This window comes from Paenibacillus sp. CH40 (genome assembly GCF_024213605.1).
In the GTDB taxonomy this organism is placed as follows: domain Bacteria; phylum Bacillota; class Bacilli; order Paenibacillales; family Paenibacillaceae; genus Paenibacillus; species Paenibacillus polymyxa_B.
This window is the reverse complement of record NZ_JANAVQ010000002.1, coordinates 617,299-638,173: the sequence shown is the minus strand read 5'-3', so window position 1 is coordinate 638,173 and position 20,875 is coordinate 617,299. Positions and strand designations below refer to the sequence as shown.

At 40.6% G+C, this 20,875-nt stretch carries 21 protein-coding genes and 2 tRNA genes; 19 read left to right on the top strand and 4 right to left on the bottom strand.

Annotated features, from left to right (window positions below; genetic code table 11):
• Positions 1-17: 17 nt before the first annotated feature.
• The 4 genes from mutM (at position 18) to NLX73_RS09420 (ending at position 2,919) form a co-directional block, all read left to right on the top strand.
• Positions 18-848: a DNA-formamidopyrimidine glycosylase gene (mutM, locus tag NLX73_RS09435; RefSeq protein WP_061828672.1), complete on the top strand. Its 831-nt coding sequence runs from the start codon at positions 18-20 to the stop codon at positions 846-848.
• Between the two features lie 111 nt (positions 849-959).
• Positions 960-1,751 (top strand): MntP/YtaF family protein, encoded by a 792-nt coding sequence (locus NLX73_RS09430; protein ID WP_069291607.1) that lies wholly within the window; start codon positions 960-962, stop codon positions 1,749-1,751.
• An 11-nt stretch (positions 1,752-1,762) separates the two neighbouring features.
• A complete protein-coding gene (coaE, locus tag NLX73_RS09425; RefSeq protein WP_254325976.1) occupies positions 1,763-2,359 on the top strand; it encodes a dephospho-CoA kinase in 597 nt (198 codons plus the stop codon).
• Positions 2,356-2,919, top strand: coding sequence for a lytic transglycosylase domain-containing protein (locus NLX73_RS09420; RefSeq protein WP_023987928.1), 564 nt, complete (start codon positions 2,356-2,358; stop codon positions 2,917-2,919). Before coaE ends, NLX73_RS09420 begins: the two co-directional genes overlap by 4 nt.
• A 118-nt stretch (positions 2,920-3,037) precedes the next feature.
• Here NLX73_RS09420 and NLX73_RS09415 read toward each other — a convergent pair whose 3' ends face one another.
• Entirely contained in the window at positions 3,038-3,262 is a 225-nt protein-coding gene (locus NLX73_RS09415; protein ID WP_013309613.1) for an alpha/beta-type small acid-soluble spore protein, read from the bottom strand.
• A gap of 105 nt (positions 3,263-3,367) precedes the next feature.
• On the opposite strand from NLX73_RS09415, the gene nrdR reads away from it, so the two are divergent.
• The 12 genes from nrdR (at position 3,368) to NLX73_RS09350 (ending at position 14,787) form a co-directional block, all read left to right on the top strand.
• On the top strand, positions 3,368-3,835 hold the full coding sequence (gene nrdR, locus NLX73_RS09410) for a transcriptional regulator NrdR (RefSeq protein WP_013309614.1): 468 nt from the start codon (positions 3,368-3,370) through the stop codon (positions 3,833-3,835).
• Between the two features lie 129 nt (positions 3,836-3,964).
• Positions 3,965-4,040, top strand: a tRNA-Ala gene (locus tag NLX73_RS09405).
• Positions 4,041-4,052: 12 nt separating this feature from the next.
• Positions 4,053-4,125 (top strand) — tRNA-Lys (locus NLX73_RS09400).
• Positions 4,126-4,325: 200 nt separating this feature from the next.
• Positions 4,326-4,493, top strand: coding sequence for an L-rhamnose mutarotase (locus tag NLX73_RS09395; RefSeq protein ID WP_483311702.1), 168 nt, complete (start codon positions 4,326-4,328; stop codon positions 4,491-4,493).
• 69 nt (positions 4,494-4,562) lie between these two features.
• On the top strand, positions 4,563-6,320 hold the full coding sequence (locus NLX73_RS09390; protein WP_254325975.1) for a cache domain-containing sensor histidine kinase: 1,758 nt from the start codon (positions 4,563-4,565) through the stop codon (positions 6,318-6,320).
• A gap of 4 nt (positions 6,321-6,324) precedes the next feature.
• On the top strand, positions 6,325-7,878 hold the full coding sequence (locus NLX73_RS24940; protein ID WP_302055333.1) for a response regulator: 1,554 nt from the start codon (positions 6,325-6,327) through the stop codon (positions 7,876-7,878).
• 74 nt (positions 7,879-7,952) lie between these two features.
• The gene (locus tag NLX73_RS09375; RefSeq protein WP_483311701.1) at positions 7,953-9,242 is read left to right on the top strand and encodes an ABC transporter substrate-binding protein; all 1,290 of its coding nucleotides are present in this window, start codon (positions 7,953-7,955) and stop codon (positions 9,240-9,242) included.
• A gap of 256 nt (positions 9,243-9,498) precedes the next feature.
• Positions 9,499-10,599, top strand: coding sequence for a beta-galactosidase BglB (bglB, locus tag NLX73_RS09370; protein ID WP_254325974.1), 1,101 nt, complete (start codon positions 9,499-9,501; stop codon positions 10,597-10,599).
• A gap of 27 nt (positions 10,600-10,626) precedes the next feature.
• Entirely contained in the window at positions 10,627-12,168 is a 1,542-nt protein-coding gene (locus NLX73_RS09365) for an MFS transporter (RefSeq protein ID WP_220027493.1), read from the top strand.
• 92 nt (positions 12,169-12,260) lie between these two features.
• Positions 12,261-13,112 carry a sugar phosphate isomerase/epimerase family protein gene (locus NLX73_RS09360; protein WP_254325973.1) on the top strand — a complete coding sequence of 284 codons (852 nt, stop codon included), beginning with the start codon at positions 12,261-12,263 and terminating at the stop codon, positions 13,110-13,112.
• A 326-nt stretch (positions 13,113-13,438) separates the two neighbouring features.
• On the top strand, positions 13,439-13,705 hold the full coding sequence (locus NLX73_RS09355) for a CD3324 family protein (protein ID WP_071640172.1): 267 nt from the start codon (positions 13,439-13,441) through the stop codon (positions 13,703-13,705).
• Positions 13,706-13,851: 146 nt separating this feature from the next.
• The gene (locus NLX73_RS09350; RefSeq protein WP_254325972.1) at positions 13,852-14,787 is read left to right on the top strand and encodes a GNAT family N-acetyltransferase; all 936 of its coding nucleotides are present in this window, start codon (positions 13,852-13,854) and stop codon (positions 14,785-14,787) included.
• On the opposite strand, the gene NLX73_RS09345 is transcribed toward NLX73_RS09350, so the two are convergent.
• Genes NLX73_RS09345 through NLX73_RS09335 form a run of 3 tightly spaced genes read right to left on the bottom strand, consistent with a single transcriptional unit; the run spans position 14,774 to position 17,198 of the window.
• Positions 14,774-15,778, bottom strand: coding sequence for an alpha/beta hydrolase family protein (locus NLX73_RS09345; protein ID WP_254325971.1), 1,005 nt, complete (start codon positions 15,776-15,778; stop codon positions 14,774-14,776). The genes NLX73_RS09350 and NLX73_RS09345 overlap by 14 nt on opposite strands.
• Positions 15,775-16,425: a GNAT family N-acetyltransferase gene (locus NLX73_RS09340; protein WP_254325970.1), complete on the bottom strand. Its 651-nt coding sequence runs from the start codon at positions 16,423-16,425 to the stop codon at positions 15,775-15,777. Before NLX73_RS09340 ends, NLX73_RS09345 begins: the two co-directional genes overlap by 4 nt.
• 17 nt (positions 16,426-16,442) lie before the next feature.
• A complete protein-coding gene (locus NLX73_RS09335; protein ID WP_254325969.1) occupies positions 16,443-17,198 on the bottom strand; it encodes a helix-turn-helix domain-containing protein in 756 nt (251 codons plus the stop codon).
• Positions 17,199-17,427: 229 nt separating this feature from the next.
• Here NLX73_RS09335 and NLX73_RS09330 point away from each other — a divergent pair, with 229 nt between their 5' ends.
• From NLX73_RS09330 to NLX73_RS09320, 3 genes are all read left to right on the top strand, one after another.
• Positions 17,428-18,306: a radical SAM/SPASM domain-containing protein gene (locus tag NLX73_RS09330; protein WP_061828666.1), complete on the top strand. Its 879-nt coding sequence runs from the start codon at positions 17,428-17,430 to the stop codon at positions 18,304-18,306.
• Between the two features lie 238 nt (positions 18,307-18,544).
• A complete protein-coding gene (locus NLX73_RS09325) occupies positions 18,545-18,928 on the top strand; it encodes a hypothetical protein (RefSeq protein WP_254325968.1) in 384 nt (127 codons plus the stop codon).
• Between the two features lie 10 nt (positions 18,929-18,938).
• Positions 18,939-20,528: an AraC family transcriptional regulator gene (locus NLX73_RS09320; protein WP_254325967.1), complete on the top strand. Its 1,590-nt coding sequence runs from the start codon at positions 18,939-18,941 to the stop codon at positions 20,526-20,528.
• Positions 20,529-20,875: the final 347 nt, after the last annotated feature.

Genomic DNA, 20,875 nt, shown 5'->3' with positions numbered 1-20,875 from the left:
GGTGAGGTGAAGACATCATGCCGGAATTACCGGAAGTAGAAACAATTAAACGAACGCTAAACGAGCTTATCGTTGATAAACATATAGATCATGTCACCGTTAATTTGCCGCGGATCATTCAACGGCCCGATGATATCCACGCTTTTGCGATGGAATTGGCCGATCACCGGATTACAGGGGTTGAGAGACGCGGAAAGTTTCTGCGGATTTTGCTGGACGGGCTGGTGCTGGTCTCCCATCTTCGAATGGAAGGGCGATATGGATTGTATTCGCAACATGATCCTGTGGAAAAGCATACCCATGTCATCTTTCATTTTAAAGATGGTACGGAGCTGCGTTATCAGGATGTGCGCCAGTTTGGCACAATGCACTTATTTCCGGCAGGGCAGGATTTGCTGGAAAAGCCGCTGAACAAGCTCGGTTTGGAACCGATGGACGAGGCCTTTACACCCGAAATGCTACGTGTTGCTGTTGGAACTCGTTCGACTTCGATCAAGGCAGCGCTGTTAAACCAGTCATATGTGGTGGGCATCGGGAATATTTATGTAGATGAATCGTTGTTTAAGGCGGGGATTCATCCAGCACAGCCAGCCAAAAGCCTAACGGATAGCCAATTTCATGTCTTGCATGAAGCTATTGTCTCCACGCTGGGTGCGTCGATTCAGGTTGGAGGCTCGTCCATTAAATCGTTCGTTAATGGACAGGGTAAAACGGGCGACTTCCAGCATCAATTGCAAATCTATGGACGTAACGCGAAGCCTTGCGTTAACTGTGGCACATTGATCGAAAAATCTGTCGTAGCCGGACGTGGCACACATCATTGTCCGGTCTGCCAGCCTCTGCGCTAAACAGGCACAGTCACCCCAAGCCCATCCCTCTCATATATTGTTCCAAGTACCAATACTGCGGAGGGTTTCGGTTGTTATAAGGCCCTGCCTTCGCAATGGGAGGGAATTGGAGTGGCTAATCATTGGGGAGCCCTGCTGTTACTGGCATTTGCGCTAAGTTTGGACAGTTTCGGAGTCGGTGTTACATATGGTCTGCGCAAAATGAAAATTCCACTGTTGTCGATTGCTATCATCTCCGTATGTTCAGGTTTGGTGATCGGCATATCCATGCAATTGGGCGCATTACTATCTCATGTTCTGTCTCCTGTATATACGACCGTTTTCGGCGCTGTCATCCTGATCTGTATCGGCTGTTACTCTTTGATTCAAGCTCTGCACCGCAAAGAGGATTCGCCAGAGGATTCAGCGGAAGCCTCTCGGCGGCTGCTTCTTACAGAACAGACTGATCCAGTGAGCAGATCTGTTCTTGGAGAGAAGAAGAGTATAGAGGATGCTGATACAGAGTCTTTCCTTAGCTCAAGAAAAGATCTGTCGGCAGAAGCTTCTGTGGAGCAGCAGGAGCGAACGCTATTTTCTCTGGAGTTCCGCAAATGGGGACTTGTTATTCGGATTCTTCGAAGTCCGTCTGCTGCGGATATGGACCGTTCCGGCAGTATATCTGCTACCGAAGCGGTTTGGCTGGGCATTGCATTATCGGTCGATGCGTTCGGAGCGGGACTCGGGGCAGCTATGCTTGGTTTTCAGCCACTGTCTACTGCGCTGGCTATTACGTTATTCAGTGGAACATTTTTGATTGCAGGGATGAAGGCAGGCTTCTTTCTATCAGCATTTCGATTTATGAAGGCGCTGGGTGTATTGCCGGCATTATTACTGATTATGATGGGCATATTGAAGCTGTTATGAGGTGAAAGAGCATGAATATCGGATTAACCGGAGGTATTGCTACCGGAAAAAGCACCGTGTCGGCTCTTTTGGTCGCCAAAGGTGCGCTGCTGATCGACGCAGATGCCATTGCCCGGGAAGTCATGCTTCCGGGGCATCCGGTGCTGGCGGCGGTCATACAGCATTTTGGACTAGCTATAGTGAACAATGACGGAACCCTGCACCGCAAAAAACTGGGTGAGATTGTATTCGGAGACCCTGCCCAGCGGCAGGCGCTTAACGATATTACACATCCTGCTATTCGTAAGGAAATGCGTATGCGCATGGAAGCATATGAACGGGAACAGCCGGACAAGCTTGTTTTGGCAGATATCCCGTTACTGTACGAGTCCGGGCTGGAGAGCTTGTACGAGGAAATTATGGTTGTGTACGTACCACGTGATATTCAGCTCCAGCGTCTGATGCTCAGAGACGGTCTGACGGAGGAGCAAGCTGGACTTAGGCTGTCCGCACAAATGGATATTGAACAAAAGAAAAGCTTGGCCGATATCGTTATCGATAATAGCGGAACACAGACTGAGACGAAACGACAAATTGATCAATTTTGGCAGCGGAAGGGACTTGCATGAACATTTTGCGAAAGAAAAGAGTCCTGCTCACTTTGTTTGTCGGGTTTGTCCTGATCCTGTTCCTTAATTCAAATTGGATGTCCTGGTTCTATCCAATTCAATATAAGGATGAGATTCGGCAGTATTCACAAACGTATGAAGTGGACCCATTTTTGGTGGCGTCTATTATCCGTGTAGAAACCAATTTTAAAACCAGCAAGCAGTCGCATAAGGGTGCACTGGGCCTGATGCAGATTATGCCGAATACGGCAAATTGGATTATGGACAGTGCCCAGATTCAAAAGGTTCCGCTGGACAGTGTCAAGCATGAGCCTGGCACCAATATTGAGTTGGGAACCTGGTATTTGCATAACCTATCCATGAAGTTTCAGGATAATCCTGTAGCAATCGTAGCTGCTTACAATGCAGGGCCGGGTAAAGTTCAAGAGTGGCTGGATAAGGGAGTGTGGGATGGAAAAGAAGAGTCCATTAAGCAAATCCCTTTTGGTGAGACACGACATTATGTACAGCGGGTCATTTATTACTACAGGCAATACACGAAAATTTATAATGATTTTTAAATGGCAAGTTAATGACATGATGAGCCTTTTCGCTTTAAAATGAAAAAAGCGCAGGACAGGCTGTTTTTAGCAGCCCATCCATACACTTTATCTTGTTATTTCTGCATTATTACCGCGATTATTGGTATTGACCTGCCAATTGTTGTTCGGCGATCGTTACGAGGCGTTTTGTGATGTAGCCCCCGATCGAACCGTTCTCATAGGAAGTCATGTTACCTTGGTATCCATCTTGAGGAATGCTGATACCCAGCTCTTGAGCGATTTCATATTTCATTTGCTCCAGAGCGCCGGAGGATCTGCTGACTACCAGATTGTTGGAGTTGCCATTGTTTCCTTGTGCCATTGTTGTTCACCTCCTCGCGATGTGGTAAACATATTATGATCCGTTTCAACAAAATTATTACTAAAAATCTTCGGGAATTTATTGGAAAAAGAAAGTGGTGAGATTATGAAGTGTCCGTATTGTGCCTACAATGGCACGAAAGTGTTGGATTCGCGACCTGCGAATGATAACAAGTCCATCCGTCGTCGCCGTGAATGTGAACAGTGTGCCAGGCGTTTTACCACCTTTGAAATGGTGGAGGAAACCCCGCTCATGGTCATCAAAAAAGACGGTAGCCGTGAAGAGTTTAGTCGTGATAAAATGCTGCGCGGTCTCATTCGGGCCTGCGAGAAGCGCCCAGTATCCGTCGAGCAACTGGATATGATCGTATCCCAGGTAGAGAACGCTATCCGCAACACAGCAGCCACAGAAGTGGATAGCCAGCAGATCGGTGAGCTGGTCATGGAACAGCTTTACCCAGTGGATGAAGTCGCCTACGTACGTTTTGCGTCCGTCTATCGTCAGTTTAAAGACATCAATATGTTTATGAAGGAACTGAAAACACTGTTATCTAAAGATACAGCCAGCGACTGATCGCTGACTGTATCTTTTCTGGGCCATGGAGGGAGAAAATTATATTTTTTTTATAAAAGTATTGACACAGGGTTAGAAATTTTATATGATATAGAAGTCGCTTGAAACAGTTGATTCACTTACATATTTGGGGCCTTAGCTCAGCTGGGAGAGCGCATCGCTGGCAGCGATGAGGTCAGGGGTTCGATCCCCCTAGGCTCCACCATAATTTTATTGTGGACTCTTAGCTCAGTTGGTAGAGCAGTTGACTCTTAATCAATTGGTCCAGGGTTCGAGTCCCTGAGAGTCCATCCTTTAGAAAAACGGCAGAAATGCCGTTTTTTTGTCGTTGATTAGTATGGTTTATAGAATTTTATGGAAGGTTCAGACTCGAAATCTGTTAGCTACATGCATTTCTTGAATGAAGAGTAGTTCAATGAAAACAATATTTTAGTGAATTGCGTCATAGGGCATCTATCGTATTTTAGTGTAATTTAGATAAATAAGAAAGATAAACAAATTCATCCTGAAAACTGCAAAAGACAAAATTGATTTTAAAGTCTGGAGCGCTACAGATATTTGCCAAAAATGGTGGACTTATATGAAGCCTTTAATGGAGACCAATCCTGATGACAGTCCTGTGTCAAGAAATTTAAAGGAAGTATTTTATTTGGAATAATAAATATTAAAGAAAATGTCTAAATCCGAATTTGTATCATTCCCGAACTGAGGGAGCTGTTTCATGTTCATGAAGAAGATATGGTTTTACTTTGCGAATTTATATATAAATTCAAAGCTAAACGTAAAGCTTTTCTTAACGATTACATTGATTATGCTGACAACACTAGTATTTGTATTAGGAGGCCTTCAATATGCATTTTCCCTCTATGATGAACAAATCTATGCAAAATCCTCACAAGTGCTGATGATGTCGTCCAACAATGTAGAAGATAAGCTTGAAAGAGTAGAAGAAGTTAGTTATAACATAGCAGTCGATCCGTATATTCAAAAAAATTTATTAGATCTTCAAGGAAATGTAAAAGGTTATGATTTCTATCGTCTTGAACAGAAAATTGGAGATGATTTGGAGAAATATGTGGATCCGGCAAATTACGTTCATTCCATTTATCTGTACGATTCAGCAGGTAGGGAGTTTGTGGCTGGGGATAGTAGCGATCCAATAAAGAATAAAGATAGGGAACTTGCTCTTAGTCAGGCGGATAAGGATGAGGGTAAAAACCATTGGATGGAGCTGGAAGGATATAATGGGGATTTAATTTCTGTTCGCCTTATCCAGTCTTATGAGAACTTAAACTTTGAAACCATTGGCAAACTGCTTATTCGTGTTGATTTAGACAAGATTGTAAGCGGTTTACCAAAACCTCATGGAAAAATAGCAGGAAATATTGTGATTACAAAAGAAGATGAGGTTTTTTATTCGGAAAAAGGAATAGATGATTTTAAAGAATATTATTTCAATGCAAAAAATGACCAAGGATATAGTATTGAATACATTAATGGGGAAAGAACCTTTGTCAGCCATATTACAACCGATTTTAAAGACTGGACATATTGGAGCATCATTCCCTTTAACATGATGTTTTCCAAGATTACTGCTGCGAAATATACCTTGGTACTGGTTTTTATGTTAATGTTTGTTTTTCTTATTTCCCTTGGTTTTAAATTTTTAAGAAAGTTTACGAATCCCATTCAAGAATTAGCATCTACCATGCAGGAAGTCCAAAAGGGGAACTTTCACGCAGTAAATTTATTAAATCCTTCTATGATTAATGAAGGAGAGATAGGGATTCTTTATAGGAATTTTATAACAATGATCCAAAGAATTGATGAGTTGATCCAGGAGAACTTTTCTAAGCAGTTGCTGATAAAGGAAACTGAATTTAAAGCACTTCAGGCTCAGATAAACCCACACTTTTTATACAATACACTGGAATCTGTTAATTGGTTGGCTAAAACAAATAAACAGAAGCAAATTTCAAGCATGGTAGAAGCCCTTGGTCATCTTATGAGATACTCCATAAATTTTAACCGGGATATTATCACTTTCGAAGAAGAACTTGAGATTTTAAAAAGCTATTTAACAATCCAAAAATACCGGTTTGACGACCGGATTGATTTTCAGATGGACTTTCCCTCCCATGTTGCAAAATATAAGATTCCAAAGTTAATATTGCAGCCGCTTCTGGAGAATTCGTTCAAGCATGCAGTTGAGCCTTCCATCTATTTGTCAGTTATTAAATTGCATGTTTATCAGGAAGAGGACAAGCTATTTATTCGGATAGAAGATAACGGGCCTGGCATAGATCCTCTGATACTTCAAAAAGTAAAAGAAGGCAAAATAAATCCTATAGGTACTGGAATAGGATTGAATAATATCGATGATAGGATCAAGCTTTATGCTGGCGAACAGTATGGTTTAAGAATTGAAAATCTTTCGGGAAAAGGGACCGCAATTACGGTAGTTTTACCTGTTCAAACGGGGTGATAGAATGTCATATAAAGTATTATTGGTAGATGACGAAAGAATTATTGTCGAAGGTATTTCCAGTGTGGTCGATTGGGCAGCATTGGATACGGAGCTTGTAGCAACGGCGAGAAATGGGATTGATGCGTACGAGAAAATTGTTGAACTAAAACCTGATATTGTTATCAGTGATATTAAAATGCCTGGTATGGACGGACTTAGTCTTATCTCAAAGGCGCATGAAAAATATCCTTCTATAAAATTCATCCTATTGTCCGGATACAGTGAGTTTGAATACGCGAGAACCGCCATGCACTATGATGTTAAAAATTATTTGTTAAAGCCATGTAATGAGGATAAAATTACAGCTGCACTTAACGATACCGTTAATGAATTAAATGAAAAAAAGGTTCATGAAACCTTTATTAATGAAACGTGGGAAAAATATCAAAACGCTCAACCTTATATCAAAGCACATTTGCTAACCGAATTCTTAACGAGTAAAAACTACTTAGATAATGATTTATCATTCTATGAGCGGCTTTTTGATTTTGAAATAAATAATCAGCAGTTAAGAATCGTTCTTTTTATGATGGAAGGTTATTTTTCTTATGAACATTTGTTTGCCATCAAAAATATTGGAGCTGAGATCCTCGACTCTGTCTTGGTAACTACCAATATTGGTGAATATGCACTGTTCCTTATCAAGGATGATCATGACTCGGAAAAATTACATCAACAAATTAAACAAATAAGAAAGACCATTTATCAATATTTCAAAAGAGATACCACTGTTGCCATAAGTGAAGGGAACTATTTCCGAAACGCTAGGAACTTGTACCTTGAGGCAATGGAGTGTTTGAAGCATCGTTTTTATTTGGGGGAAGGAAGCATTATAACGAGAAAAGATATTTTACCGGCAAATACAACCGTCCCCAATGATTTTATTATCGATGAGCAGCAACTTGTTCTAAAAATCAAATCCGGGCATATCCAGGATGTATGTCAAGAAATAACCAGCTTTTTTGAAAAAATGACAGATTTACGGCTAGGGATTGATTCGACAAAATCCTTTTATATACAGCTCTATATTGCAATTGTGCAGACGGTAGATACAGATCGCATGCTAGGTTACCTCATGGGAACATCTGCACTGTTAGAGATGGAAACTGTCCAGCAGATGAAAGATTATATCGAAGCAATAGCCAGCAAAATGACCAATGAGTACTATAATCGTCTCAAGTCAAAACAGTCTTCCGTAATTAGTAGAGTAATAGAAATTTTAATCGAGAATCTAGGTAATCCTGATTTATCATTAAAAATGGTAGCCAATGATATTCTATATATGAATCCAGATTATCTGGGAAAACTGTTCAAACAGGAAACGGGCCAGAGATTCTCAACCTATCTTACTAAATTAAGAATTGAAAAGGCAGTGGAGTACATTTCAAAAATGGACGATGTGAAGGTGGGCACGTTGGCCAAAATAATCGGTTTTGGTGACAACCCCCAATACTTTAGTCAGGTTTTCAAAAAATATACTGGTTATACACCTTCTGAATACCGAAAAGGTACATGAATCCACCGCTTGTTTTGCCAGCTAAGAGCTAACAACGAATAATATAGGCTCACTCGCAAAAGGGAGGCTAAAGCTTGAAAAAGTTTGGCTTGTTATTATTTGCTTTTATAATGTTCCTTTCAGTCGCTGCTTGCAATTTAAACAATATAGGAAATAATCAAGAAGAAAGTGAAAAAGTAACCCTGCGCGTGGCATGGTGGGGTGACCAATCCAGACATGAATATACGTTGAAAGTTATTCAAATGTATGAGAAAGAAAATCCAAATGTAAAAATTGTAGAGGAATATGCCAACTGGGAGGATTATTGGAAGAGGCTTGCTCCAATGGCTGCCGCTAGCCAATTACCAGATGTGATTCAAATGGATAGAGCCTACCTGTTTCAATATGGTGAAAAAGGTCGACTGGATGATTTAACTCCGTATATAAAAAATGGGACGATTGATATTCGATCCATTGATGAAAACGTCATTTCCGGTGGAAGGATTACAGATAAATTATATGGCTTTACACTTGGATCGAACGTTCTTTCTGTTATTACAAATGATAATCTGTTAAAAGAAGCTGGTATTAAAATTGAAGATGAAAATTGGTCTTGGGATGACTTCGAAAAAGTAGCAATCGAGGTCAAAAATGCTACAGACGTATACGGTACAAATGGAATGTACCCTGCCGATGTATTTTTCCCTTACTATTTAAGAACACAAGGTTCGCGTCTTTATAATGAAAAGGGTACAGGCCTTGGTTATACGGACGATCAATTATTCATTGATTACTTTAAAAGGCAGCTTAGGTTAGTTGATGCAAAGGCCTTCCCTACTCCAGAAGTTCAAGCACATGTAGCAGGAATTCATGATGAATTTATCGTAACAGGAAATGCAGCAATGAGTTGGAACTGGTCCAATCAATATTCAGGATTTGCCGAATCGGCTAAAGCACCCTTATCAATCAAACTGCCTCCTGAGTACGGGAACGAAACTGCTTTATTTTTAAGACCGAGTATGTTCTTTTCAATCCCTAAGAGTTCAAAACAAAAAGAACAAGCGGCTAAGTTCATTAATTTCTTTGTAAATAATATGGAAGCCAATAAGTTGATCAAAGGTGATCGAGGTGTCCCCGTATCTTCAAAGGTGATCAAAGGAATCAAGCCAGAATTATCCGAAGTTGAAACCAAAATTTTTGATTATGTTGAAAAAGTGTCTCAAAATGTACACACCACGGATCCGATTGATCCACTGGGCCATTCGGAAATAATGAAAGCGCTTGATAATATATCCGAACAGATTTTATTTAAGAAAATTACTTCGGAAGATGGAGCGAGGTCCTTTAGAAAACAAGCTGAAAGGATTTTAGGAAAAAATAAGTAATCATAACACCTTCAAGAGAATTCGTCCGTATCGTCAGATATGGAAATAACCTTGGAGGTGTTTTTGCGTTGCAACCAGAGTGAGTTTCCCCGTGGGCATAACAATGAAAGCACTCAGTCTCTTGAAACAAGTATGTTTTTTAAACGTAATCCACTGTTTTTTTTATAGTTTCAAGAAAGCACTTTCAATACAATAACAGTATAAGTGTAAGCGATGACAAATGAAGATAAAGAGATCATTATTTGGAGGGATTGTTGTGTTGCAGGTAAAAGCTTTCGAAAAGAAAGAGGTCATTGATCGTATTCATTTATTAATGAATAATCTCACACAAATCAAAGACCAAAGCGGTGAATTTTTACTCAATTTTGACGGGTTAATTGTGGATGATAAAAGCTGGAATATTTGGAACTGGCCTCAGGGTGTAGGGTTATATGGAATCTATAAATATTGGAAATTAACTGATGACCCAAGAGCTTTGGATATTATCAATGAATGGTTCAATGCAAAGATCCAAGAAGGTGCACCGCCGAAAAACGTCAATACGATGGCGCCGCTATTAACATTGGCATTTTTATATGAAGATACCGGAAACCAGACATACCTGCCCTATTTGGAGGATTGGGCTGAATGGGTAATGCATGATATGCCTCGTACAAAAGAAGATGGGTTACAACATATGACCTATGGACCGGAGAATAAAAATCAGCTATGGGACGATACCTTAATGATGACTGTGTTGCCTTTGGCGAAAATCGGTAAGCTGCTAAACAAACCTGAATACCTGCAAGAAGCCAAAAAGCAGTTTCTAATTCATATCAAATATTTAACGGACAAAAAGACAGGCTTATGGTTCCATGGCTGGACATTCGAAGAAAACCATAATTATGCCGAAGCGCTTTGGGCAAGAGGAAATTGCTGGATTACCATTGCGATTCCCGAGATTATTGAGATATTGGAATTGGAAAAGGGGGATTTTCTTCGTGAATTCCTAATTGATACATTGAACAGGCAAATTGAAGCTCTTGCCAACTATCAGGATGCAAGCGGATTATGGCATACACTAATTAATGATCAGACCTCTTATTTGGAAGCCTCAGCTTCAGCTGGATTTGCATATGGAATTTTAAAATCCATTCATAAGCGGTATATCGACCAGGACTATAAAGAAGTCGCCCACAAGGCTATTTGCGGAATTATTAATGAAATTAATAAAGAAGGAGCATTGCAAAGGGTATCTGTAGGAACAGGTATGGGAGATACTTTAGAATTTTACAAGGAAATCAGACAGACTACCATGCCTTATGGACAATCGCTGGCTGTGCTTTGTCTATCCGAATATCTTCATACTTATATCTAATACAACCCCAAAATGGAGGAGAGTAAAGTGGTTAGACAACCCAAATTTATTAATTATTTGTCCTATGGGTTAGGTGATTTCTTAGGGGCAGGCGCGTTTGCATTGACAGCAGCATGGTTGCTTTTCTTCTTAACAACTTTTTGTGGCCTAACTGCCATTCAAGCAGGTTCTATTTTCGCTATTGCTCGGATTGTTGATGCGATTGCAGCGCCAACTATGGGATATATTACAGATAATTTTCATAAAACAAAACTTGGCCGTCGCTTTGGAAGACGAAAATTCTTTATATTAGCCGCCATTCCACTTGTACTTGTCTATGCCGCCATTTGGGTTTCCGGTTTTTCTTACTGGTATTACTTATTAACCTATATTTTGTTTGAAATTGTATACTCCATGATTTTAATTCCTTATGATACACTTGCCGCTGAAATGAGTAACGATTATAAAGTGCGTTCGAAGTTTACAGGTGCAAGAATGTTTGTTGCTCAGGCTTCAGCTGTATTCGCTGCATTTATTCCTGGCCGTCTTGTGGAAGCATTGGGTAAGGATGATCCTCTTACATTCCTGTACTCAGGTATTATTTTCACTGTCATATTTGTAGTGGTATTGTCACTGCTTTACAGAAATACATGGGAACGTCCTCTTGAAGAAATACCTGAAGAGGAAGTGATTGGTAATAGAACTTTTTTACAAAATGTTCATAAGATCTATGCGGATTTATTCTCGACTTTACGAGTAAAAACATTCCGTCACCATCTGGGTATGTATTTGGGTGGATATTTAAGTCAGGATGTATTCAACGCCGTATTTACATATTTTGTTGTTTTTGCTCTCCTGCAAAATGCCGTTGCCGCATCCAACTTATTAACCTTTATGTATGTCATGCAGCTTTTTGGCGTATGGATTGCTCTTACCTTAACGATTAAATTGAATCCTGCTCCGGCGTTTAGAACTGCAATTTCTCTCTTTATCGCAGGAGTTATTGGATTTATTGTATTAAAGGTCACTGGAACGCTAAATAACACTGTTTTACTATTTGCTATGATTGGAATTTGCGGGTTGGGACGCGGTGGTTTGAACTACATCCCATGGAACAACTACGCATTTATTCCAGACGTAGATGAAGCTTTAACTGGTCAAAGACGTGAAGGTGTGTTCGCCGGTGTAATGAGTTTGATCAGAAAAGGGACTCAGGCGCTAGCAGTCTTTTTAGTAGGTGTTGCATTGCAAGAAGCAGGCTTTGTATCCGGGCAAGCATCACAACCGGATTCAGCTGTAACAGCTATTATTTCTATCTTGCTGTTTGGTACGCTCTTCTTTTTGGTGGGAGGTTTGATTATCTCCTATCGTTACAAATTAACTAAAGAAAATCATGTCGTTTTGATGGATGAAATTAAACGCTTGAAAAATGGCGGCTCTAAAAAAGAGGTTACATCGGAAGCCCGACAAGTTTTTGAACAATTAACAGGTTGGGAATATGAAAAAACTTGGGGAAATAACCCTGTGGGGTATGAAAATCTTAAAAAATATAAAGATAATCATGAAACCAAACATGAAGTAATGGTATAAGTGTGAAGCTGGTTTAATTGAATTGATCGAGTCAATAAAGCAGGTCATTGGATTTTGATACGGCTTTTTGAAATCTAAAATGGAGGACGGCTATGAATGCAAATTTAGGAATTCGGGCACACGATATTGAAAACGTTTCTTTACAAGAAGCAGTGAATATCATATCAAGTAAAAGTCTAACATCCGTTCAGTTAGCCGTAAGTAAATCACTACATGAAGTGAATACAAAATTAGGAAGTTTTAGTCCTGGCATTGCTCACTATATAAGTAGTATTTTTCGGGAAAAAGATGTGCAAATAGCGGTTTTAGGTTGCTACATCAATATGATCCACCCTGACCCAAGTCAAAGAAGAAAAGAATTGGATCGATTCAAGGAGCATATCCGGTTTGCACGTGATTTTGGCTGCAGCATTGTTGGAACCGAGACGGGAAATGTAAACCCGGAGATTGTCTATACCGAAGAGAATTTTACTGAGAAGCCTTTTTTGGATGTAGTGGAAAATGTCAGAGAACTTGTAGCGGAAGCAGAAAAGTTCGGTGTAATCGTAGGAATTGAGGGGGGAATTAATCATCCTATTCATACACCGGAGCGAATGAGAAGATTGCTGGATAGTGTTCCGTCTAATAATCTTCAAGTTATCTTTGACCCGGCTAACTTTATTTCCCTAAATAATTATCAAAACCAGGAATCTGTTTTCCAAGAAGCATTTGATCTTTTTGGAGACAGAATCGTGATTATACATGCAAAGGATTTCATTATTGAGGATAATGCGATAAAGTTTGTGCCTGTTGGAAAAGGGATATTAAACTATAATTTTCTACTGAAATTATTAAAAGATAAGAAACCTTATATAAATATTCTATTAGAAGAAACAAAGGAACAGGATATCGACAAGAGCGTTGCTTTTATAAATGGGTTATATGCTTCTTTCCATGTTGACTGAACGTCACTGCAAGTAGCACTAGCAACCCATTGTTCGCGAGTGTAACTTTGATCGTTGTTTCATCGCAGTTCGCATTTTACAATAATATGAGTTGAGTTCCTAATCATTGAACTGGACTAAGTGAAAACCAATATGATGTCAAAAAGGAGGGGGAACGATGTATCGTATCATTGATTTCGTACTCAATCTGCTCCATGCAAAGCCTGCGGAATAAACAAGGCGAAGCTTGGTATGGAGCGAATATATTTCGCCTGTAAGGATTAGTTATTGGCAGACGCAGGCTTTGCCCTTAAAATGTAAAATTTATTTTAAGGAGCGAGCCCTACATGAATTATTTGAAGGCAACTGACCTACTTCCTGATGATTTGCTTAAGGAAGTTCAGCGGTATATACAAGGAGAACTCATTTATATTCCAAGTCGTCCAAGTGAGCGTCGGAGATGGGGAGAAAGCTCAGGCGCAGCCCTTTATTATCTCATTCGGAACGAAGAGATACGTGCAAGATTCAGCGAGAGGGTGCCCATTGACGAACTCTCAGAACAATACGGACTGTCTGTAGACCGCATTAAGAAAATCGTATATTCAAAAAAATAAAAAATGTGCCCGCAGAGATGATCTGTGGGTTTTTGTTGTCCTCTTATAAGTATAACGTTACAAACATTTGATAAAAGAACTTGGCATATATCTGAACTTCCAGAATCTTTACAATAAGGTCATTGCAGAAGAGCAGGAGGTAAATAATGAAGTATACTCAGAAAAAATTCGAAACGCATGACTTTTTAAGGATTAGAGATTTTTTGAAACACTCCCTCAAAAGTAGTCCCAACCTCAAAAATTGGTTTATAGATCGATGGAATTTTTGTAGATATTGGGGACAAATCATGCACAATACATTTGAAATGTGGCCTGAGACTGTTGGGATTTGGGAGGATGAGCATAAAGAAATTGTTGCTGTTGTTCACCCGGAAGGAGAAGGTAACATAGGTGAAGCCTATTTCCAGCTTGCAGATCGAGATTTTTCAAATGAATTTCTAAATGAATTAATAGATTATGCTGAAATAAAATTAGCTTTACACAATGAGGGAGTAACCACTTTAGATTTAATCGTAAACGAGGAGGGAGAACAACTTAAGGAGCTTTTGAAAAAAAGAAGTTATATCTTGCAGGATGGGAAAGAAACGACGTCCTATATGAATGTACCCCATGATGTAAAGGTAGAATTACCAAAAGGGTTTAGAATTTCGGATGCGAATGAAGTGGGGGATTTTGAAAAAGGGTTTGCTCATGGAAGAGCATTTGGGTATTACAAGGGCGATTATCCGGATCATAATGTCGCTGAACGATGTTATATATCATTGAGAAAAGCCCCTGATTATATACCGGAATTGGATGTAGTCATCCTGGATCAAAACAATGAAGTTGCTTCTTTCACTACTCTCTGGTACGACGAGCTAAATAAAATAGGAATACTGGAGCCGGTAGGTACGATACCTAAGTATAGAAAAATGGGGCTTGGAAAAGCCGTTATTTATGAAGCCATAAAAAGAGTCAAGGACAAAGGTGCAGAAAGAATTTTTGTGGGTTCCGGTCAGCCCTTTTATCTTTCGATGGGGTTTTCATTAGCATATTCAAAAGAAGTATGGCAAAAAAGAACATCATTGTTTAACGCTGACTGACATAATCGGCAAGGATTTTCAGGTACTCGTCATTCACCAATTTTCTTGGGGCGAATACGGCTGTTAAGAAAGCTAGAGATTTTGAACGCGCGATTTTTTCAGCCATCATGGAATGGTCGGCTTCAGGTAAATGAATCACGGACAGTAGCTCTGAAGGTATTTTTTGGCGATATACTCGCTCGGTATCCTTTACATCAACATTAATATCTTTACCAGCCAGAACCAAGAGTATAGGAGAATGGAAGTGACTTAATTCTTCGGTGGAATCAGACAGAAAATTTTTGCCTATAAAGCTCCATCTTTCTTTGGAGATCATATCCTCAGGATCGGCTATGCTTAGATATTCTTCATAAGAAGCATGTTTTTTCAGTAACTGTAGAATTTCTTGATCGTAGTTCAATGTCTTTTGAATTTCTTGCGGAGTAGCTCCTTCTTGTTCCATTTCTTTTCTGGTATTAAATTGTCCTTGGGAAATCCAGTTCACGGCAGGCGATACAAGGATGCTGAAAGCAATATTGTGCTCCTCTTTAACGATCTTCGGAATGACCCATCCTGCTTGACTGGCTCCCCATAGGCCGATTTTTTGCTTATCAACTACAGGTAAGCTTCTTGCCCAGTCTATTGCATATCGGATCTCCTGTGCGCGGTCCTCCATGCTTTGGTCAAGCCAATTGCCAGGAGCGCTGTTAATACCGGGCTTATTCAGTGACAGGGAGGCATAACCCTTGGAAGCGAACTTTTCCCACAGTGGTTTGTATCCATCATCATATGTGTCATTAACAGGACCATCCCCATGGACAAAAACAACCAATCCAACCTTTCCCGAGTAGTTCTTAGGCAAAGCTAATGTACCTGTTAACAGCCCTTTAGGTGTCTTAATTTGTATTTTTTCTTCTGTCATCTTGTAGGAATTTTGATATAGAACAATTAGTATCAAGGCAACAGCCAGAGCTGCCGCAATACCAAAAGTAAGCTTGAATGTTTTTTTCAACGATGTCCTCTCCTCGAATGCAGATTCTCTTTCCAACTCATCAGATACCATACAGGCTCCTTGAACCAAAAATGCCGTAACCCATTATACTTGGATTGTTCTACTTCAAACGCCAGTTTGTGATACAAACGGATAGCCCCTTGGTTCTTATGCGCTACATGGAGCGTCAATGCATGAAAACCAGATTCAACCGTAAATTGCTGTGCGAAAGCTAGAAGACGGCGTCCTATTCCCTGGTTACGATGACTTGAACGAATTGCCAAATGATCAATGTAACACTCATCTGCAGCGGGGGGATACTCCAGCGCATGCATACCTGTAAAAAATTTAAATATATTAAAGCAACCAAACTGTTTTAGGAGCGGAGCCAAAGAAATGGGGTTTGTTTCAGGAAGTGAAGAGGAGGGGGTCTTCCATTTGAGGGAAAGAACACCGACAACATCTTCGTTCTCTTTGGCTACAAATTGTTTCATAGATGTAGAATAAGGATTTTGAACCCAAACCTGCATTAACAACTGCTGTATAGCTTGATCCTCCAGTGTAACAAGAGATTGAAATTTTGCTTTAAACGATTCGACTAAAAGACTGCAAACGGCTTCATGGTCTTGTTTCTGGTATACAACAATGTCAAAGGATTTTGCACTCATGTAACGCCCTCCAAGATTTATTCTACTTTAACCTGAATTTCGTATTGCAGCTTGTTGTTGTCGAACATCGAAAGATAAGATTTTTCTACTAGGACAATCTTGCTTTGGCAGTTATATTGGTGATGAGCTACATATCGTTCCATTTGTTTAATTTCATAATCAATCTCAGGTTCTTCAATGACGGAAAGATGCTTATAAAGATAGTTGCCCTCTTCCAGAATATAGTCAGCCACATCCACCGTTTCATAACATAGCTTCACCTGTCCGGCATCAGACAAGTAATGCAGGTCATTTTCAAATAATCGAGGTGGGGCCGGGCGGTGTTCAAATAAGTTTCCGGCAGTGAGCTCTTGACCATTCTCCAATGCAAACCATAGCTTTAAATGACGGGGACCTAATCGTTTGACCTGATATTCATCATTTCGCTGAGTCAGGCTATCATGTTCTTCTAGCACTTTGTGAATAAACTGTTCATGCATTTTCAAGTTAGCTATTTCAGCTTGTACCTTCTGCAACGATTGCTCTAAAAGCTGGTTATAATCATCGGCAGCATAGGAAGTCATACATTCTTGAATCTGACCGACAGGGACATTTAATTTGCGTAACAATAAAATATGCGAAAGCTGATAAATCTCATGAAGCCCGTACATCCGATATTGATTTTCTTCTGTATGTGATGGATACAGGATTCCCTTTTCTTCAAAATATCGCAGTTGATGTACAGATACATTCATGAGCTGAGCAAGCTGGCTGATCGTAATGTGTTCTTTCAATGACAGGACTCCTTACTGATAGTTGAATAACTCCACTATAAACCTTAGGTCAGACCTAGGGTCAATAGAAAATATCAAATCAAATCTTGGATAGGCGTATGCGTCGAGCATTTGATGCCCACACCAAGGGGGAGACTGGAGAGTTTACCTGTCGGTGATAACCCGTTATAATCATAAGATTAGTGAGCATAAACAAGATGCTCCGGATGAAGGTTAGAATGGGGAAATCATGTTGAAAACTTTTAAAAAGGTATACATTGAGATAACGAGCATTTGCAATCTTGCATGCAGTTTTTGTCCTCAAACACAGCGTGTCAAAAAATTTATTGATCCGGAAGTCTTTCGAAATGTGCTTGATCAGGTCAAACCACACACGGATTACATCTATTTGCATGTAAAAGGAGAGCCGTTGCTCCATCCGAAAATTGATCTTTTGCTGGAAAGTGCTCATGAGAAAGGCTTGAAGGTCAATATAACCACCAATGGTACCTTGCTGCCGAAGACCGGACATAAGCTGCTTGGGCAACCAGCGCTGCGTCAGATGAACTTCTCTCTCCACAGTTTTGACGGGCATGAAGGCTCCGTGGATCGAGAAGGATATTTGGGTAATATTTTCACGTTTGTAAGAGAAGCAGTGAAACACAATGTCATTATTTCGTTCCGTCTCTGGAACCTGACTCAGGATAATCTGACTAATGTGCAGCGTCAGCGCAACCGGGAAACGCTTGAACGACTGGAGCAAGAGTTTGGACTGGACTATCGGATTGAGGAAAAGGTGATACCGGGCAGTGGGGTCAAAATCGCACCAAATGTTTATTTGAATCAAGACCATGAATTTGAATGGCCGAGCCTCAGTGCCCCGGAAGATGACGGAAAAGGCTTTTGCCATGCACTCCGTAGCCAGGCGGCGGTATTGGTGGATGGAACAGTGGTCCCTTGCTGTCTTGATGGAGAAGGTGTCATTAATTTAGGTAACGTGCATGAGCAATCTTTTTCCGACATTGTGGAAGGGGAACGTGCCAACCGTCTGTACTTCGGTTTCTCCAAGAGAGAAGCGGTAGAAGAGTTATGCCGAAAATGCGGGTACCGCAAACGATTTGGAACATAATCATACAGGTAGATCTCCATTCAACAGTAGAATGAATCGCAAGAAAGATAGCCCTTTTGCAGGGCTTTTTTACTTATATTTTGATATATACATACATAATCAATGGTTTTGAACTGTTCAGAGGAAGTTACATACAATCGCTTGTTTGTGAGAATGATTATCAATTATAATGAATTTAATTCTGATAGGGCGGAATATTAAGCGAAGGAACGGTTTGGATGGAGGCTGAGCGGAAGTAATGAAGTTGAACGATCACATTATGCTGTGGAATCATGTTTTTATACAGGTGATGGATGTTCGTCATAAGAAGATCGAAAAAGGGGAGGAGCTACGAACCTATCGACTTCCTGTTAGTGGGTTCTTGTATGCTGTGCGTGGAAGCGCACGGGTACGGTTGGATAACAGTATTCACAGGGTAGAGCGTTTCCATGTACTGCATGGCGGAAAAGGAATGTGCCTGAGTATCCTGGCGGAAGAGGGGCTTGAATATTTCATCATTTTGTACAAGGCAACGTTGGCTCTGCCTGGTCGCAAGGAGATTGCACAATTGCTGGAAAAGGAAAATCCTTTTCAGAATCAGTTATGCTTTCGCACCTCATTACCCGCTGCCCCTGTACGATAAAGTGAAGCTGTTGGAGCAAGAATGGCGTGAAGCTTCTGGACTTGGCAAACTGCATGTTAAAGCCTTATTTCATCAATTTGTATATGAGTTGTTGCAGCAGTTGTATGGGCAGGACATCGAACCTCTTAAGCCCGACCTTGTATCGCAGGCTGTAGCCTATATGCGTGAGTATTTTAGTCGGCCTATGACACTTGAGTCCATTGCGGAGGAGCTAGAATGCAGTACTGGACATTTATCAAGGTTGTTCAAAAGTAAAATGCATACCAGTCCGATTCATTACTTGGGCCAAGTAAGAGCAGATCGAGCGGCAGAACTGCTAATACAGACGGACGCCACTTTGCAGGAGATCGCAGAGCGTGTGGGATATCCAGATGCCCATTCGTTAAGTCGCAGCTTCAAGAAATATAAGGGACTATCTCCCGTACGATTCAAAAAGGAGCTGGAGCATCCTGCCCAGAAGCAAGATCAGGATATGCCCCAAACGATGCTTAAATATGCCCTTCAGCGGACATCTTTCACACGTTATACTGATATTGATTATCAATATCGGTATCATGCGGAAGGGGATTTATTCATGCACGGAAGAGTCAAAATAACGGCCATGATGATTATGTTGTGTTTATCATTGATGCTGGGAGCTTGCTCGGCTCCGACGAATACAAATGGAAGCTCGCAAACGAAGGCTAATCATACAGCGACATCATCCAACAGCGATGGACAAGCGGCAGTGCAAGCACAGACAAGAACGGTTAAGACATTAAAAGGCGATGTGGAAGTACCTGCAAACCCGAAACGAGTGGCATCGGATCAGTATATGGGGCATCTTTTGAAGCTGGGGATTATTCCGGTGGGGGTCAGAAGCTATATGCTGAATGAGGCTTGGATTGATCGATCGGGATATCCCAAAGAGAAGTTGGCCGGAATCAAGGATCTCGGTGATTTTCCTATGGATTTAGAGGAACTGACCGTTCTGCAACCGGATTTAATTATCGGTTCAATCGAAAAGAACATCGACAGCTACCAAAAGGTAGGAACGACCGTGTTCCTGCCGTATTGGGAGGGCGAATCTACAGCGGGACCGCTGGATAAATTCCGTAGAATCAGTGAAATCTTTGGCAAGCAGAAAGAAGCCGAGCAGTGGATTACTGAATACGAGAAGAAAGCTGCAGAGGCCAGAACGAAAATTCAAGGTATCGTTAAGGACGGAGAGACGGTTTCAATTGTACAAGTCGCCAATAAATCGATATATGTTTTGGCAGCGAAAGGCGGCAATTACGGAAGTCCGACCATTTATCAGATGCTAAAGCTGCCACCTACCAAGAAGGCATTGAACATGAAAGAAGGATTTAAAAATATTTCACTTGAGGTTTTACCCGAGTATATGGGAGATCACATCTTTGTATACGGTTCAGAAGATGAAGGGGCTAATCAGATTCTGCATAGTGAGCTATGGAAAGGACTTCTGGCTGTAAAAAAAGGACAGGTTTATATGTACGATTCATTCAGCGATAAAGAGGATGAGTTTGTGATGGAAGATCCTTATTCATTGGAACTTCAATTGGATACGATAGTTAATCTCTTATTAGCCCACAAAAAATAAAGCTGAATACAGCTATAAAAATCAAAATACGTTACCGATGAAACACATGATATATAGAAAAATAAACTGCTAAAAACGAGGGTAAACCTCTGTGTTTAGCAGTTTTTTTGTCGTAATTTAACAGAGGGCACTCTCTCACCTCAGTCGCTTATGGTAGTCGTTACTGCGCCATTAATGACGGCCGTTCGCTGCAACGTCCCCGTTTACAAAAAACAGTGACTATTCTCACAAAAAACGACATATTCCGACACTGGAATGCCATATTATAGTAAGTGTTGATAGGCTATAATCGTAGCAGTGAAAACGGATGGTCACAAAAATTTATTAGAGTCAGGATTGGTGGTTCA

Bases quoted from the DNA above. Each gene is read 5' to 3' on its own strand.
- mutM (WP_061828672.1), top strand. From the start codon at position 18: ATGCCGGAATTACCGGAAGTAGAAACAATTAAACGAACGCTAAACGAG.
- coaE (WP_254325976.1), top strand. From the start codon at position 1,763: ATGAATATCGGATTAACCGGAGGTATTGCTACCGGAAAAAGCACCGTG.
- NLX73_RS09420 (WP_023987928.1), top strand. From the start codon at position 2,356: ATGAACATTTTGCGAAAGAAAAGAGTCCTGCTCACTTTGTTTGTCGGG.
- NLX73_RS09415 (WP_013309613.1), bottom strand. From the start codon at position 3,262: ATGGCACAAGGAAACAATGGCAACTCCAACAATCTGGTAGTCAGCAGA.
- nrdR (WP_013309614.1), top strand. From the start codon at position 3,368: ATGAAGTGTCCGTATTGTGCCTACAATGGCACGAAAGTGTTGGATTCG.
- NLX73_RS09390 (WP_254325975.1), top strand. From the start codon at position 4,563: ATGAAGAAGATATGGTTTTACTTTGCGAATTTATATATAAATTCAAAG.
- NLX73_RS24940 (WP_302055333.1), top strand. From the start codon at position 6,325: ATGTCATATAAAGTATTATTGGTAGATGACGAAAGAATTATTGTCGAA.
- NLX73_RS09360 (WP_254325973.1), top strand. From the start codon at position 12,261: ATGAATGCAAATTTAGGAATTCGGGCACACGATATTGAAAACGTTTCT.
- NLX73_RS09355 (WP_071640172.1), top strand. From the start codon at position 13,439: ATGAATTATTTGAAGGCAACTGACCTACTTCCTGATGATTTGCTTAAG.
- NLX73_RS09350 (WP_254325972.1), top strand. From the start codon at position 13,852: ATGAAGTATACTCAGAAAAAATTCGAAACGCATGACTTTTTAAGGATT.
- NLX73_RS09340 (WP_254325970.1), bottom strand. From the start codon at position 16,425: ATGAGTGCAAAATCCTTTGACATTGTTGTATACCAGAAACAAGACCAT.
- NLX73_RS09330 (WP_061828666.1), top strand. From the start codon at position 17,428: ATGTTGAAAACTTTTAAAAAGGTATACATTGAGATAACGAGCATTTGC.
- NLX73_RS09325 (WP_254325968.1), top strand. From the start codon at position 18,545: ATGAAGTTGAACGATCACATTATGCTGTGGAATCATGTTTTTATACAG.